The sequence below is a fragment of the Geofilum rubicundum JCM 15548 genome, assembly GCF_000974365.1.
Taxonomy (GTDB): Bacteria; Bacteroidota; Bacteroidia; order Bacteroidales; family Marinilabiliaceae; genus Geofilum; species Geofilum rubicundum.
Genome location: NZ_BAZW01000036.1, coordinates 1 through 13,927, shown reverse-complemented (window position 1 = coordinate 13,927; position 13,927 = coordinate 1). Strand labels below are relative to the sequence as shown.

Sequence of the window (13,927 nt, the reverse complement as noted above, 5' to 3'; positions counted from 1 at the left end):
TCTTTACCTCAACGCTCCTCACGCTCGTGGTCATTCCAACGGTTTATGAACTGTTCGATCGGTCCGGACGCCAAGAAAAGAGCACGTTATGAGGCAGCTGACTCGCAGAAAAGTACTTGTAAGTATGCTCTTTGTCGCCCTCACCATGCTGGGCGTCATCAGTTACCGCTCCCTGCCCGTGGAGCTGATACCCGCCATGGAATTGCCCGTCCTTTTTATTCGTGTGATGGCACCTGTGGAGCGCGATCTTCAATATGTGGAACAAGAAGCCATTGTTCCGCTGGAAGGAGCTGCCGGTCGGCTCGACAAAGTCGAGAAAATTGAATCGCGCGTAACGGCCAGTGGCGGAATGGTATCGGTCTATTTTGCACAAAAGGCCGATATGCGTTACAGTTATCTCAAACTGAGCGAACAGGTGGACGCGGTCCGCAGTCGCCTGCCCGACGGGTTCATGGCTGAGGTGGTCCGTGTGGACATGGAGCAAATCAACACGGAATTTATGCAGATTCAGGTGAGCGGAGAAGGTGGTTCCAACCGCATCAGAACGCTGCTGGAGCAGGAAGTCAACGACCGTTTAATGGCCGTGGATGGTATCGCCTCCGTGCAGATTTTTGGCGGAAGGCAGAAGACCATCACCGTGACCCTCAACCGGAATGTCGTTGAAAGTCACGGACTCACCATGAACGATGTGCGACAGGAAATCCGGCAGGGTCAGCAGTCCAAAGTCTATGTAGGGGAAATAAGGGCGCACGACACCCGTTACTTTGTCAATGCAGGCGCCGAGTATTTGTCGCCGGCCGACATTGGGCAAATTGTTATCCGTCCGGAAGGCCCTCTTTTACTGTCCAACCTCGGGGAAATCAGTTACGGTTTGCGCGAGCCCGATTCCCACAGCCGGGTCAACGGACTGGATGTGGTCACCCTCTCACTGGTGCGCGAATCACAGGTGAACCTCATCGATCTTTCGGATAAAGTGAAAGATGAAATAGAACGCATCAACGCCGATTTTGAGGCCAAGGGCATCGCCCTTGACATCCAATTCAACAGTGCCGAAGAAATTGAAAGCAATATCGATCAAATCATCCAACTGGCATTGATTGGTGGCCTCCTGGCCATTTTTATGCTGTGGATTTTTCTGTCGAACCTCCCCTTGGTCGCTGTGGTGATGCTGGCCATGCCGGTTTCGGTTTTCGGCGCTTTTAACTTTTTCTATGCGGCCGACATCACCATCAACATGCTCACCCTAATTGGTTTGGCTCTGGCCATGGGCATGCTCATCGACAACGGAGTGGTGGTGATGGAGAACATCTACCGCATGGCCGGACGAGGCGGCAACGCCGAGGACGTCGTGGTCAAAGGCACCGCCCAGATTTGGCGGTCGGTCACCGCCGCCACCTTCACCACCATTGTGGTATTCGTCCCCTTTATCTTTGCCTCCAATCAAGTCCTGAGCGAGATAGCCCGCCACGTCAGTGTTTCCATTGTATCCACCCTCTTGGTATCTCTGGTCGTTTCTCTGGTATTGATTCCCACCATCGTGCATGCCATACTGCGTCGGCAGACCGGAGAGACATGGCGGCTCTCACGCCTGCCGCTGCACAATCATTTTGTTCAAATGTATGTGCAACTGCTAAAAGGCGGATTGCGCCATCCGGCCCGCCTGGTATTGGGCGGATTGGGTATCTTTTTCCTCGTGGCCTTTATTGCGTTTGCCTTCAGTATGGCCGGTAACAAACCCGTCGAAAGATCCAAAGTAGAAGTCAACATTGATATGTGGGAAGGCGCCACGCTCCAAAAAACAGATGAACTGGTCCGCACCATGGAAGAGCGCCTACAGGAACTGGAACTACCGGCCGATGTCATCAGCCAAATTTATGAGGATCGCGCTTTGCTGACCGTTGATGTGGATCAGGACCTGATGGCCCATCAGGACATGAGCCTGGCAGAAGTAAAATCCAAAGTCGAAGAAAAACTATCCGGCAACTGGCCCGGTGCTTCAGTGAGCTTTGACACCAGTGCCGATAGAGGTGGTGGTGGCGGCGGTGGCGGAGGAGCCTTGTCCATGCTGGGACTTGGAGACGAACAACGCAAAGTGCTGGTGACCGGAGAGAATTTTCAGGACATGCTTTATACGGCCAATGATTTAAGGAAGCTCATGGCAGAAAACCTCACCACCCTGAATGGCGTTTGGATTGAAGGCAACTGGCAACGACCGGAAGTCCTGCTCTCACTCAACCCTCTCTGGATGGGCATGAATGGCGTTCAGCCCATGCAGGTGGCTTCCCAATTGAGCACCCTGTCGCCCCAAACCAATTCGGGCGGAACCTTCAAAGCCGATGACCAGGAATACGAGATCATGCTCACCTACAACGAGCCCCTTGCAGATTCCCTGAAATCGGTCCGGGCACCCGACCTCGATGACCTGAAAGAAGTCAAAATCCGAACAGCCTCCGGTGAAACTGTCCCGCTGGAATTCTTTTCAGGGATGGCCATGAGAAGCAGTGTATCGCAATACAGTCGGGTCAACCAGGAAAAACAACTCGTCCTTCGCTTCAATCTCAAAAAAGAAGTGGAAAGTTCCCGCGATCTGGAAGCCCTGGCCCTGAAAGAAATAGAAGAACTCTTGTTAAGCTCCGGAACCGTTGAAGGTGTTACCGCCACCCTGCATAAAGAGGAAAAAACCAAAGAATATTACTTTCTGGCCAGCATGGCCATATTGCTCATATTCATGATTTTGGCCTCGGTCTTTGAGTCCTTTACCGCGCCTGTAGTCATGCTCTTTACCATCCCCCTGGCCGCCATCGGCTCCATGCTGGCCTTGCTCTTTACCGGAAATTCCCTGTTGAGTTTTAATTCCTTCATTGGCTTTTTAATCCTGTTTGGCGTGGTGGTCAACAATGGCATCCTGCTCATCGATTATGCCATGCAATTGCGGCGCTCCGGCGTCTCCGTCGTTCGCGCTTACATGGAAGCCGGCATGGCCAGATTACGGCCCATTCTTATTACCGCCGGCACCACCATCGTGGCCATGCTCCCCCTCAGTCTGGGAGAAGGTGAATACGTCGGCGCCCTGGGTGCCCCCTTCGCCATCACCGTCATCGGCGGACTATGCTTTAGTTCTGTGCTCACCCTCGTTCTGGTTCCGGCTTTCGGACTGGGACTGGAACAGTCGCTGAATTGGATCCGGTCGATCTCCACCCCCCTTAAAATCTCCCTGATCACCGTTTGGGTCCTTTTGTTTACCTGGATTTGGTGGGGAAGCTCCCTGTCCGTGCTCTGGCAACTCGTCACCACCGTACTCATCATGGCCGGTGTGCCATGGCTCCTGTGGTTTGTGCTCAACAGTCTCAAACGCGCCAACAGCCAACTCATTCCCGATGATCAAAGCATCCACATCACCATCCGCAATCTGGTAAAAGTTTACGGGCGCGACAACCGCTTCAAACGGGAGTGGAAACAACGGCTGCGACTGCGTCAGAAAATACAGGACCAGCCTTTGAATGCCCAGGCATTCAAAGCCGGACTCATCTGGCAAATCCCCCTTCTCCTGTTCTTTAGCTGGTTCTCCTTCATTTATGTCGAGACCGGTTTCTGGCAACTCTTTTTCTGGGTGCTCTACTATAATGTTCTCAGCAGCTATTTCAACACTTGGCACCAACGCTGGGTCCGCATTCAGTTGCCGGACCGACACATCCTCAACAACCAGCGCCTCTTAAAATATGTCCGTTACACATGGCGACTGGGCTACCCCGTCATGCTTCTCGTACTGATGCTGCAAAGCTGGGAGAGCACCGGCGGCGCCATTACCCTCTTTGTCCTTTGGTTGATCACCGGCACCATCCTGTACTCCAGTCGGAAAACCCGTACCGGTCAGCTGAACCCGGAAAACATCACCGGCAGAATGAAAGGCCTGCGCCGCCGTTTGGTCAAGTGGCTCATGGTAATATCTTTGGCAAAGCCCTCCAAGCCCCCTTTCAAAGCAGTCAAAGGCGTTTCCATAGAACTCACCAGCGGAATGATCGGATTGCTTGGTCCCAATGGAGCCGGCAAAACCACCGTGATGCGGACCCTTTGCGGCATACTGGACCAGAGCTATGGAAAAATTTTCATCAACGGTCACGATACATCCTGCACCGGGAAGAACTTCAGGGCCTCATCGGCTACCTGCCCCAGGAATTCGGCACCTATGAAAACATGACCGCCTGGGACTTCCTGAATTATCAGGGCATCCTCAAAAACATACTGGATAAAACCCTGCGCGAAGCGCGGGTTCAGTACGTTCTGGAATCCGTGCACATGTGGGATCGGCGTAACCATAAAATCGGCGCCTACTCCGGAGGCATGAAGCAGCGCATCGGCATCGCCATGATTTTGCTGCATCTGCCCCGCATATTGATAGTCGATGAGCCACTGCCGGCCTCGACCCGCGCGAGCGCATCCGTTTCCGCAACCTCTTGGTAGAGCTGAGTCGGGAACGCATTGTCGTATTCTCCACCCACATCATCGAAGACATTTCCAGTTCCTGCAACCAGGTAGCTGTCATGTCCGACGGCCACCTCCGCTATTGGGGCGAACCCCGAAACATGATGTCCATCGCCAATGGCAAAGTATGGCAGGTAGAAGTCAACCCCGGGGAAGTCGAAGCCATGACCCAACAATTTGTCGTCATCTATCACATGAAGCAGGGCGATAAAGTCCGACTCCGCTGCCTTTCCTCCGAAAAGCCCGACCACCGCGCCATAGAAGTAAAAGCCGTTTTAGAAGATTCCTATCTTTGGTTATTAAAAAAACAGGATCATGAGCAACACCAGTAAAACAACCTCCCTTAAGGCTCTGGCAGGCATCCTGCCAGACCTGATACGCTACAACATACGCGTCATATTCGGCAGTAAATTCATATATTTTCTGGGCGGCAGTCTCCTCTTCTTCTTCCTGATCACCGGCATCAGTCTGTTCTCCTCCTCCATACCCGATATGGGTTCCCTCTATTATCAGCTCCTCTTCCCCGCCTTGCTCCTCATCTTCTTCCCTACCGTTTATGGCATCCAGAACGATGAAGACGTGCGCATGCTGGAGATATTATTCAGCATTCCCAATTACCGTTTTAAAGTCTGGATGGTACGCATGCTCATCATCCTGCTCATGGTTTGGGGGGTTATTCTCTGTCTATCCCTGATGGATTATTTCCTATTGATGCAGCACAACATATTCCACCTTTCCCTGCAACTAATGATCCCCGTCACTTTTTTCGGAACCATGGGCTTCTTCTTCTCCACCATCATCCGCAACGGCCACGGCGCCGCCGTTGTCGTCATCCTTCTGGCCCTCATCGCCTGGTTCCTCCACGGCGCCTTCACCCACAACCCCTCCGCCCTCATCTGGAGCGTCTTCCTCAACCCCTTCGACATGCCCGATACCACCAGCCACCTCGTATGGGACCAGTCCGTATCCCGCAACCGCACCTATATGCTCGCAGCCTCCGTAATTGCAGTACTCTGGGGCCTGCTGAATCTACAGAAGAGAGAGCGGTTTATGAGGTGATGGTAAAGGAAATAATTTAGGCCTAAGCGCAATGCGGTTAAGAATACGTATGGCAATCATAAAAGACAGCGAAATCAATGAAAATAAACTTCCTATAATGAAATATAAATATTTAGCTCAAAGATTTGCAATTGCATCTTTACTAGCTGCAGGAGAAAATTTGAAAATATGGGATAACAGTTTAAAATGGCTAAAGCCATAACTAATTGAATTGCACAATACAAGATTTCACACATGAAACTGAAAATAATATTAACCACTATATTGACCATCACTGCATTAAGCTCACAATCTCAAAAGATTGAAAAGTATAATCTTGACTTTGAAATACAAGAGGATGAATCCAGTCTTTCAGAAGGATGGTTCAATTGGGGTACTTATGACCTAACCATAGATGACATAGCGCATTCTGGAAATAAATCTGGAAAAATCACTTCCACTGATAATGGTAGTTTTGGAAGCATGGCCTATAAGATTCCAGCCAATTATGTGGGTAATACAATAAAACTGGAAGGCTATATGAAAATCGAGAATGTAGAAAATGGGTTTGCAGGTTTATTATTGCGAATTGATGGAAACGGGAGTTCATTAGCATTTGACAATATGCAGAACCAAAACATTTCAGGAACAAAAGATTGGCAGAAATATAGCATCACTCTAACCTACCCTGATAAAGCAGAAAATATTTTTGTTGCAGGAATCTTAGTTGGTAAAGGAAAAGCCTAGTTTGACGATTTTATTGTGACAATTGATGGTGAAAACATTCAGACTTTAAACGAAGTTGAAAAGGAAGTGGCAAAAGCAACTCTTGATAAGGAGTTTGACAACGGTTCCTTACTTAATTTATCTCGGTTGACAAGAAAAAAAATTGAGAACCTGGTATTGTTGGGCAGAGTTTGGGGCTTTCTTAAATATTTCCATCCTGAAATTGGGAAAGGAAATTTCAATTGGGATTATGAGTTATTTAGATTCCTACCACATTACCTTGAAGTAAAAAACAACACAGAAAGGGACAGTCTTATCATCCATTGGATTGAGTCTTTAGGGCAATTAGAAAAATGTTCAAGTTGTAACTCAACAGATAAAAACGCTTTCATCAAACCTGATTTAAAATGGATTGAGAAACAAGGAGAAAATTTAAAAAACAAATTACTTAACGTATACAATAACCGTTCACAAGGCAAACATTATTATATAATATTGACTCAGAATGTTGGAAACCCTCAGTTTGAAAATGAAAACCCATATTCAAATATGTCTTATCCAGACGATGGGTTTAGGCTTTTATCTGTTTTCAGATATTGGAATATGATAAATTACTTTTTCCCCTATAAACACCTAACGGATAAGGACTGGGATACAACTTTGAGTGAATACATCCCGATTTTTCTCAACGCTAAAACCGAACTACAATATGAAATGGCTGCTATTCAGATTATAGGGGATATACAAGATACCCACGCTAATCTTTGGGAAGGAGCTGATAAAATTGATGAATGGAAAGGGGTTAACTATCCGCCTATACACGTTCGGTTCATAGAAAACCAATTGGTGGTAACGGATTATTACAACGAGGAATTAAGAACTGAAGTTGGAATAAGAACAGGCGATATAATTTCAAAGGTAAATGGCATGCCAATTGAAATAATTGTTGAAGAAAAATCTAGATATTATCCTGCTTCAAATACCCCAACAAGGCTAAGAGATATTTCCGCAGACATTTTACGCTCAAACTCAAACGAAATTGAAATTGAATTCTTTGGAGAAAATTCTAAGAAACAAAATAAGATACTGAAGCTCTATCCAAAAGACAGTCTCGACATTTTCCGTTGGTATAAAAAAAGTGATGACAAATCATTTAAATTGCTAGACAATAACATTGGATACGTTACTCTTCAAACCATCAAGGAAGATGATATTCCCCAAATAAAAAAAGAATTTAAAGACACTAAAGGAATTATTATCGACATACGGAACTATCCCGCATCTTTTGTTCCATTTAGCTTAGGCTCATACTTTGTTTCTTCTTCGACACCATTTGTGAAGTTTACAATTGCTAATGTTGACAATCCTGGTGAATTCAATTTCACAAACAATATAGAAATCCCAAGCCAGGGAATAACATACGGAGGAAAATTAGTTGTTATAGTTAATGAATTTACCCAAAGTCAGGCGGAATATACAGCAATGGCATTTAGAGCAGGTGACAATACTACAATCATTGGAAGCACAACTGCTGGTGCGGATGGAAATGTATCGAGAATTTCTCTGCCCGGTGGACTTAGGACATGGATATCAGGAATTGGTGTTAACTATCCCAACGCAAAAGAAACCCAAAGAGTTGGTATAATACCAGACATAGAAGTAAAACCAACTATCGAGGGAATAAGAACAGGTAAAGATGAACTACTTGAAAAAGCTGTTGAAATAATAATGAATGAATAACACTTATGGAGAATATAAAATATTGCATTCTAGTCATTAAAGAGTTTCTTTTTGCCCGCACCAGTTTTCCTAATGACAGACAATGACGACTCTCGCAATACCCAAAGCCTTGGCAGACTGCATATGGTTGCACGTGAGCCGTAATATTGCATCTGCATAGCATCCCATTAATGTTGACCTAAAATTGAAAAAAATAAATCAACCAAAATAAAAAAAATGAAGACCATTGGAATACTGGCATTATTAACTGTAATCACAGTAATTTCCATTTATGCAAAATCGAGCAATGATAACAAGGAAAAAATCGGTAAGAATTTCAAAAACATAAGTCATTATGGACAAAGGGATTTTATAAATATGGATTTGGGAGTAATTGGATATTTTCCCTCCAACACAGATTGGGAAAATATTGACAAAAAAATGGAAATAATTCCGTTAGATTCTCTTAGATATATTGATTCATTAGACATAAAAAAAATCGCAGATACATTATACATCAAGGTTTATTCTCAAAATCATGTCTACCAGAGCCAAAATGTATACTCGATTGCTGAAAACTCAAATACAAGTACCGATACGTTGATGATATTCAACATTAATTTCAACCTGGAAATGAAAGATATAATTTCCGATTCAGAGACATTTAGAGCCAAGGATTTCACAACCAACTACATTGTAAAATATAACATAGACGAAATGGATAAAAGAATAATAATAGACAAAAACTTCCGCTAGCACATAGGATTTACCGCACCTACATGCCCGCAGCCTCTGTAATTGCAGTACTCTGGGGCTTGCTGAATCTACAGAAAAGGGAGCGGTTTATGAGGTGATGGTAAAGGATATAATTTAGGATTAAGCGCAATTTAGTTAGGCATACATTTAGAAAAAAATAGTAATGAGTATTAATTATTGAATTTAGAAGAATGAAAAAACAAAACAATTTGATTTACCCATCCCTATTAATGAGCTTATTCTTAGTTTTTGCAAACAGCTGCGAAAAAGAGAATGATGAGATTACCGGACAACAGCACGTTCCGGTACTTGTCACTACAGAGGTAACAGATATTTCCCAAACAACAGCCACTGCTGGCGGGATAATAACTCTCGATGGCGGAGAACCAGTAACAGCACGTGGTGTTTGCTGGGGTACTACGGAAAGCCCAACTTTTAGCGACAGCAAAACCGAAGAGGGCACAGATGCTATTAGTTTTACAAGCAGCCTTACCAACCTAAAACCCAATACCAAATATTATGTAAGAGCATACGCTGCAAACAGTGAAGGTATGGGTTACGGATGTTCCGTGTCATTTACCACACAAGTGGGCGGCGATAACAAAAGTAGCTTTACGGACCCTCGCGATGGCAATATTTACCAGACCGTAACAATAGGCAAACAGGTATGGATGGTAGAAAATCTAAGATATTTGCCGAGTGTTGTGGGGGCTGAAACAGGCTCACTAACAACACCCTACTATTATGTTTATGATTATTATGGCACAAACCTAGAAGATGCTAAAGCAACAGCTAATTATGAAACTTATGGCGTTTTATATAATTGGGAGGCAGCCAAAGCAGCCTGCCCTGCTGGTTGGCATTTACCAAGCCATGCTGAGTGGATTGAATTGTCTGAATATTTAGGAGGAACCAGCGTTGCAGGTGGCAAACTGAAAGAATCCGGAACAGCTAATTGGTTTTGTCCAAACCTCCATGCAACAAACGAAACAGGTTTTACAGCCCTACCAGGAGGTTATCGTGATTACGGAGGTTTCAGCGGTATTGGCCGCAACGGAAACTTCTGGAGTGCCACAGAAAGCCGTGACGATGGCGTCTGGAACTTGAGCATGGCCTACGATTACAGCAAATTATTCATTAGTGAGTGGGGCAGTAAAGAATCTGGGTTTTATGTCCGTTGTGTAATGGATTAATAGCATAAAATTTAGACCTGGCTTTTTATAAACCAACATGCAATTTGATTTTGACTATTTAGACTTCAATCATCGTCATAGTCCTACATGCATGGTGGTTATGAATACGTTTGGCATAATATAAAACACGACAATAAACATTAATAAAATAAAACAAAACGAATGAAAATAATACTTTTTACAATTATCACAGGAATATCAATTTCATTGACATCTTGCGGACAAGTAGACCCGAATAAAAATATTGATGAAGGGAAAGTAGAAGAGAACATCTATACAAGTGAAGAAATTGGTTGGACAATCGAAATGCCGAAAGGGTGGACTGTAATCGATAAAGAAAAAACAAAAGAAATTAACGAAAAAGGAATTAAAGCTTTAGAAGAAACAATGGATGCTGAAATTGACTATAGCGGACTTAAAATCCTAATTTCATTAGAAAAAGACCTATTCAATAATTTTCAGTCAACTTCAGAGCCATTTATACTTGAGTATGAAGGAGAATGGGAAGAAAACAATGCAGCACTCAAAGAAATTATTTATACGACCTATTTAAACCAAGGTATAAAAACAGACTCGTCAGCAACAACAATTGAAAAAATTGACGGATTAGAGTTTCAGAAATATAGTTTTACGATTTACAGTCCAAAAGGTGAAGTTATTTTGAAACAATTAATGTTTAGCAGACTAATTAACGGTATGGACTTTGGAGTAATTATTAACTACAATAATGACAAAAACAGAGATGAACTGTTAAAAGTCTTTAGGAACTCGAAGTTTAAAAAGTAAAAAAAACGTGCAATATCAGCGAATTATAACTTATGGTCGTTCGTAGCCCCTAAACCTACATGCCCGCCATCCTCTGGGGCCTGCTGAACCTACAGAAAAGGGAACGCTTTATGAGGTGATGGCATAGTTATTATTTTTTGGTCTAAGCGCAATGCGGTTAAGAATAAGTATGGCAAACATAAAAGACAGCTAAATCAATGAAAATTAGAGAGTTTAAACTTGAAGATTTGAATATTTTGAGGGTGTGGTTAGAACAAAACTACATTCAAGAATTTTGGGGCGACCCGCAGGTTTGGATTAGAGAAATATCTGAAAATATTTGTATTGAATGGGTTAAATATTTCATGGTGGAATGTGACAAACCAATCGGTTTTCTGCAGTATTATGAAACAGACAAGGCGCCACAAGGAGAATGGTCGGATGAACCAATCGGAACCGTCGGAATTGATTATCTTATAGGAGATAGTGAATATTTAGGGAAAGGATATGGCACCGCAATCATTCTTTTATTGGTTGACTTCATTAAATCAAGCAACCAGTATGATTACGTTGTAGCAGATCCAATTAAAGGGAATGTATCATCCATCAAAGCGCTTGAAAAAAATGGTTTTAAACAAAACACGAATGGACTTTTTGGTTTGGATTTAACGAATACGGGAATAAAGATTTATAGAGCTTCCAAACAAGATGTCAGTATGATAACTCAGCTATTTAGAGACACGATACAAAATGTGAACTCAAAAGATTATCCAGAAGATGAAATAGAAGACTGGTCATCATGGTGGACTGACACCGACAAATGGCAGGAAAGAATAGAAGAACAGTATTTTATTAAAGCTATGATTGGAGATAAAATTGTTGGATTTAGCTCGTTAGCTTCGGATGGCTATCTTGATTTCATGTTTACCCATAAAGACTACCAAAGACATGGAGTTGCTGGTAATTTGTTAAGGAAAATTGAAAGAAAAGCCAAAGAACAAGGTAATGATTTGATATATTCAGATGTCAGCATTACAGCGAAAGGCTTTTTTGAAAGACATGGATTTATTGTTAAAAAGCGGCAATTCAAAAAGTCAAGAAACAAAGAATTGATAAATTTCAGGATGACAAAGACTATAAAATAACAGCACCAAATATCGAATGTAAAACATTTGCATAGTGCGTCATAGAGCATTTCAGCTCAGTGCCCACTGCCGGACTAGGGTTATGAATGCGTGATGGCGCATTAAAAATAAAACTGAAACCATGAGAAATGTATTGATTTTTTTAATATCGAGCATTGTATTTGCAGGTTGTGAAAAGCCAGAAGAGACCTACAAGGATTTTAAGGACTATCAAATCGCAGACATTGTACATTCCGAATTTCCACATTTACTCCCCCAACCTGTATATTTTGTAGGCGAATACCATCATTCTGACTCCATTTTCTTCATAAATAATATCGATGACTTCAATGAATTGATAACCAACAGGCGCTTAGAGTTTATACAGCCAATAGATTTCGATTCTCAAACGCTTGTTGGATCACTTTCGCAAAAAAAAGGAGAAGCAAGGTTTCTCTTTAAAGCATTATCCTAAAAAAAGTTGTATTTTTGGTTTACGATGAAAATAATAGATCAACATATTGAGCAGATTAATAGGCTTTGTGAAATAAACAAAGTCCGAGTTCTGTTTGCATTTGGCTCTGTAACGAATGACAGTTTTAATTCAGACAGTGATATCGATTTGTTGGTAGATATTGATGATAATGATCCGGTATCGTATGCTGACAAGTACTTTAACCTAAAGTTTCAACTAAAGGAAATTTTAAAGAGAGAAATCGACCTGTTAGAACAAAAGGCAATTAGAAACAAGTACCTGAAGAGCGAAATTGAAAGAACAAAAATTCAGATCTATGCAGAAAGAAATCCAAACCTGGCTTGAAGACATAAAGCAGTCAATAGAAGAAATTGATAGCTTTCTGCCCGAAACAAGACATTTCTTCGAGTTCCAGAAAGATTTGAAAACAAGAAAAGCGGTTGAAAGAAATATCGAAATAATTGGGGAAGCTGTAAATAGGATATTGCAATTTGACCCTGAGATACAAATAAGCCATGCTCGAAAAATTGTTGATACTCGTAACCGAATAATTCATGGCTATGACTCCGTATCCGAGGATATAATTTGGGCCATTGTGACAAGAGACCTTGGGCAACTTCAGAAAGAAATTAACTCCCTCTTAAATTACTGATAAACATGCTACAACACGCGTAATAATGCATTTACAGCAAGTTAAATTTACGGAAGAGTATTCTTAACGACCAGAAAATATCTACCAGGAAGATTAGCCACGCACCATATCGCTGGAAGTTATGTGGCATTCAAAAAAAAACAGACTTGACAGAAATACCAAAAATTGGTACATGTGAAGAAAAAATTCTTGATTATGAATAGAAACTCTTCAGTATCGTTAGGATGCTATTTTGACAGTTTTATTCAGAGTAGAATCTCGGCCGGAAGGTTTAAGAATGCAAGTGAAGTTGTTAGAGCAGGATTAAGACTGTTGGAAGAAGCGGAAAATAAAATAATTGTGCTTAAAGAATGAATTGATAGTGGAGTCGCTTCTGATTTTAATCCACAGAATCATTTGCAAAACCTAAAAGCACAAAAGAATCTGAATGATTAGATATAAATTCACAAATAAAGCGGTTGAAGATTTAACCAATATTTGGAAATTAAAAGGATACTTCCCGAGCAAATGGATCTAAAGAATACATTAAAACGAAAATAACAATATACCTTAATAATGAATTAAGTATAGAGTCCAGTCCATAGACCGCAACCGCACCTGCATGTTCGTAGCCTTCATAAGTGCTGTGCTTTAAGGCTTGCTCAATTTACAGAAGAGATAGCGGTTTATGAGGTGATGGCAGAAGCAAATTTTCGTGTGCTTGTTTTGAAAATGCTAAACAGCACGGACCCGATAAACAAAAAAATAATATCTTTATCTCAAAGTTTCCAAAAGCAAATTTATATCTATTAATCTCTAAACTTAGCTTATGGCACTACACTCCCCCCTTCAACCAAATATATTTTCAAAAGCTATTTACCCGTTAAATCAAACACATACAACATTTGGAGATTGAGCATTTAATAGTCCTAAACGCATCGCTGTAATGAATACGTTGTGCTTCATGGTGGGAGAGCTATATTAGAAAAACATTAATTTTAAAAATCTTTATGTAATT

General features: G+C 42.3%; 12 protein-coding genes and 1 pseudogene. All 13 read left to right on the top strand.

Annotation, left to right across the window (positions count from 1 at the left end; all coding sequences use genetic code 11):
• The first annotated feature begins 88 nt into the window (after positions 1 to 88).
• The 13 genes and pseudogenes from JCM15548_RS14095 to JCM15548_RS26380 all read left to right on the top strand — a co-directional run bounded on the left by JCM15548_RS14095 (position 89) and on the right by JCM15548_RS26380 (position 13,284).
• Positions 89 to 4,461: pseudogene (locus JCM15548_RS14095) on the top strand (efflux RND transporter permease subunit).
• Positions 4,455 to 4,814 carry a hypothetical protein gene (locus JCM15548_RS21735; RefSeq protein WP_062126663.1) on the top strand — a complete coding sequence of 120 codons (360 nt, stop codon included), beginning with the start codon at positions 4,455 to 4,457 and terminating at the stop codon, positions 4,812 to 4,814. Before JCM15548_RS14095 ends, JCM15548_RS21735 begins: the two are co-directional and overlap by 7 nt.
• On the top strand, positions 4,798 to 5,541 hold the full coding sequence (locus JCM15548_RS14080; RefSeq protein ID WP_062126661.1) for a hypothetical protein: 744 nt from the start codon (positions 4,798 to 4,800) through the stop codon (positions 5,539 to 5,541). The genes JCM15548_RS21735 and JCM15548_RS14080 overlap by 17 nt, the downstream gene beginning before the upstream one ends.
• 234 nt (positions 5,542 to 5,775) lie before the next feature.
• Positions 5,776 to 6,267: a hypothetical protein gene (locus tag JCM15548_RS24225; RefSeq protein ID WP_227625844.1), complete on the top strand. Its 492-nt coding sequence runs from the start codon at positions 5,776 to 5,778 to the stop codon at positions 6,265 to 6,267.
• Between the two features lie 15 nt (positions 6,268 to 6,282).
• Positions 6,283 to 7,986: a S41 family peptidase gene (locus JCM15548_RS14075; RefSeq protein ID WP_227625843.1), complete on the top strand. Its 1,704-nt coding sequence runs from the start codon at positions 6,283 to 6,285 to the stop codon at positions 7,984 to 7,986.
• Positions 7,987 to 8,202: 216 nt separating this feature from the next.
• On the top strand, positions 8,203 to 8,721 hold the full coding sequence (locus JCM15548_RS14070; protein WP_062126659.1) for a hypothetical protein: 519 nt from the start codon (positions 8,203 to 8,205) through the stop codon (positions 8,719 to 8,721).
• A 191-nt stretch (positions 8,722 to 8,912) separates the two neighbouring features.
• On the top strand, positions 8,913 to 9,914 hold the full coding sequence (locus JCM15548_RS14065) for an FISUMP domain-containing protein (protein ID WP_083985155.1): 1,002 nt from the start codon (positions 8,913 to 8,915) through the stop codon (positions 9,912 to 9,914).
• Between the two features lie 162 nt (positions 9,915 to 10,076).
• A complete protein-coding gene (locus JCM15548_RS14060) occupies positions 10,077 to 10,700 on the top strand; it encodes a hypothetical protein (RefSeq protein ID WP_062126652.1) in 624 nt (207 codons plus the stop codon).
• Positions 10,701 to 10,897: 197 nt separating this feature from the next.
• Positions 10,898 to 11,824 carry a GNAT family N-acetyltransferase gene (locus tag JCM15548_RS21185; RefSeq protein ID WP_083985154.1) on the top strand — a complete coding sequence of 309 codons (927 nt, stop codon included), beginning with the start codon at positions 10,898 to 10,900 and terminating at the stop codon, positions 11,822 to 11,824.
• Positions 11,825 to 11,945: 121 nt separating this feature from the next.
• Positions 11,946 to 12,278 (top strand): hypothetical protein, encoded by a 333-nt coding sequence (locus JCM15548_RS14050; protein ID WP_062126648.1) that lies wholly within the window; start codon positions 11,946 to 11,948, stop codon positions 12,276 to 12,278.
• 24 nt (positions 12,279 to 12,302) lie between these two features.
• A complete protein-coding gene (locus JCM15548_RS14045) occupies positions 12,303 to 12,623 on the top strand; it encodes a nucleotidyltransferase domain-containing protein (RefSeq protein WP_062126644.1) in 321 nt (106 codons plus the stop codon).
• A complete protein-coding gene (locus tag JCM15548_RS14040) occupies positions 12,595 to 12,930 on the top strand; it encodes a HepT-like ribonuclease domain-containing protein (RefSeq protein WP_062126642.1) in 336 nt (111 codons plus the stop codon). Before JCM15548_RS14045 ends, JCM15548_RS14040 begins: the two co-directional genes overlap by 29 nt.
• A gap of 195 nt (positions 12,931 to 13,125) precedes the next feature.
• Positions 13,126 to 13,284, top strand: coding sequence for a type II toxin-antitoxin system ParD family antitoxin (locus JCM15548_RS26380; protein ID WP_227625851.1), 159 nt, complete (start codon positions 13,126 to 13,128; stop codon positions 13,282 to 13,284).
• Positions 13,285 to 13,927 lie beyond the last annotated feature (643 nt).

What these genes read in the sequence shown, in the direction of transcription:
- JCM15548_RS14080 (WP_062126661.1), top strand. Translation starts at nt 4,798, where the DNA reads ATGAGCAACACCAGTAAAACAACCTCCCTTAAGGCTCTGGCAGGCATC.
- JCM15548_RS24225 (WP_227625844.1), top strand. Translation starts at nt 5,776, where the DNA reads ATGAAACTGAAAATAATATTAACCACTATATTGACCATCACTGCATTA.
- JCM15548_RS14070 (WP_062126659.1), top strand. Translation starts at nt 8,203, where the DNA reads ATGAAGACCATTGGAATACTGGCATTATTAACTGTAATCACAGTAATT.
- JCM15548_RS14065 (WP_083985155.1), top strand. Translation starts at nt 8,913, where the DNA reads ATGAAAAAACAAAACAATTTGATTTACCCATCCCTATTAATGAGCTTA.
- JCM15548_RS14060 (WP_062126652.1), top strand. Translation starts at nt 10,077, where the DNA reads ATGAAAATAATACTTTTTACAATTATCACAGGAATATCAATTTCATTG.
- JCM15548_RS21185 (WP_083985154.1), top strand. Translation starts at nt 10,898, where the DNA reads ATGAAAATTAGAGAGTTTAAACTTGAAGATTTGAATATTTTGAGGGTG.
- JCM15548_RS14050 (WP_062126648.1), top strand. Translation starts at nt 11,946, where the DNA reads ATGAGAAATGTATTGATTTTTTTAATATCGAGCATTGTATTTGCAGGT.
- JCM15548_RS14045 (WP_062126644.1), top strand. Translation starts at nt 12,303, where the DNA reads ATGAAAATAATAGATCAACATATTGAGCAGATTAATAGGCTTTGTGAA.
- JCM15548_RS14040 (WP_062126642.1), top strand. Translation starts at nt 12,595, where the DNA reads ATGCAGAAAGAAATCCAAACCTGGCTTGAAGACATAAAGCAGTCAATA.
- JCM15548_RS26380 (WP_227625851.1), top strand. Translation starts at nt 13,126, where the DNA reads ATGAATAGAAACTCTTCAGTATCGTTAGGATGCTATTTTGACAGTTTT.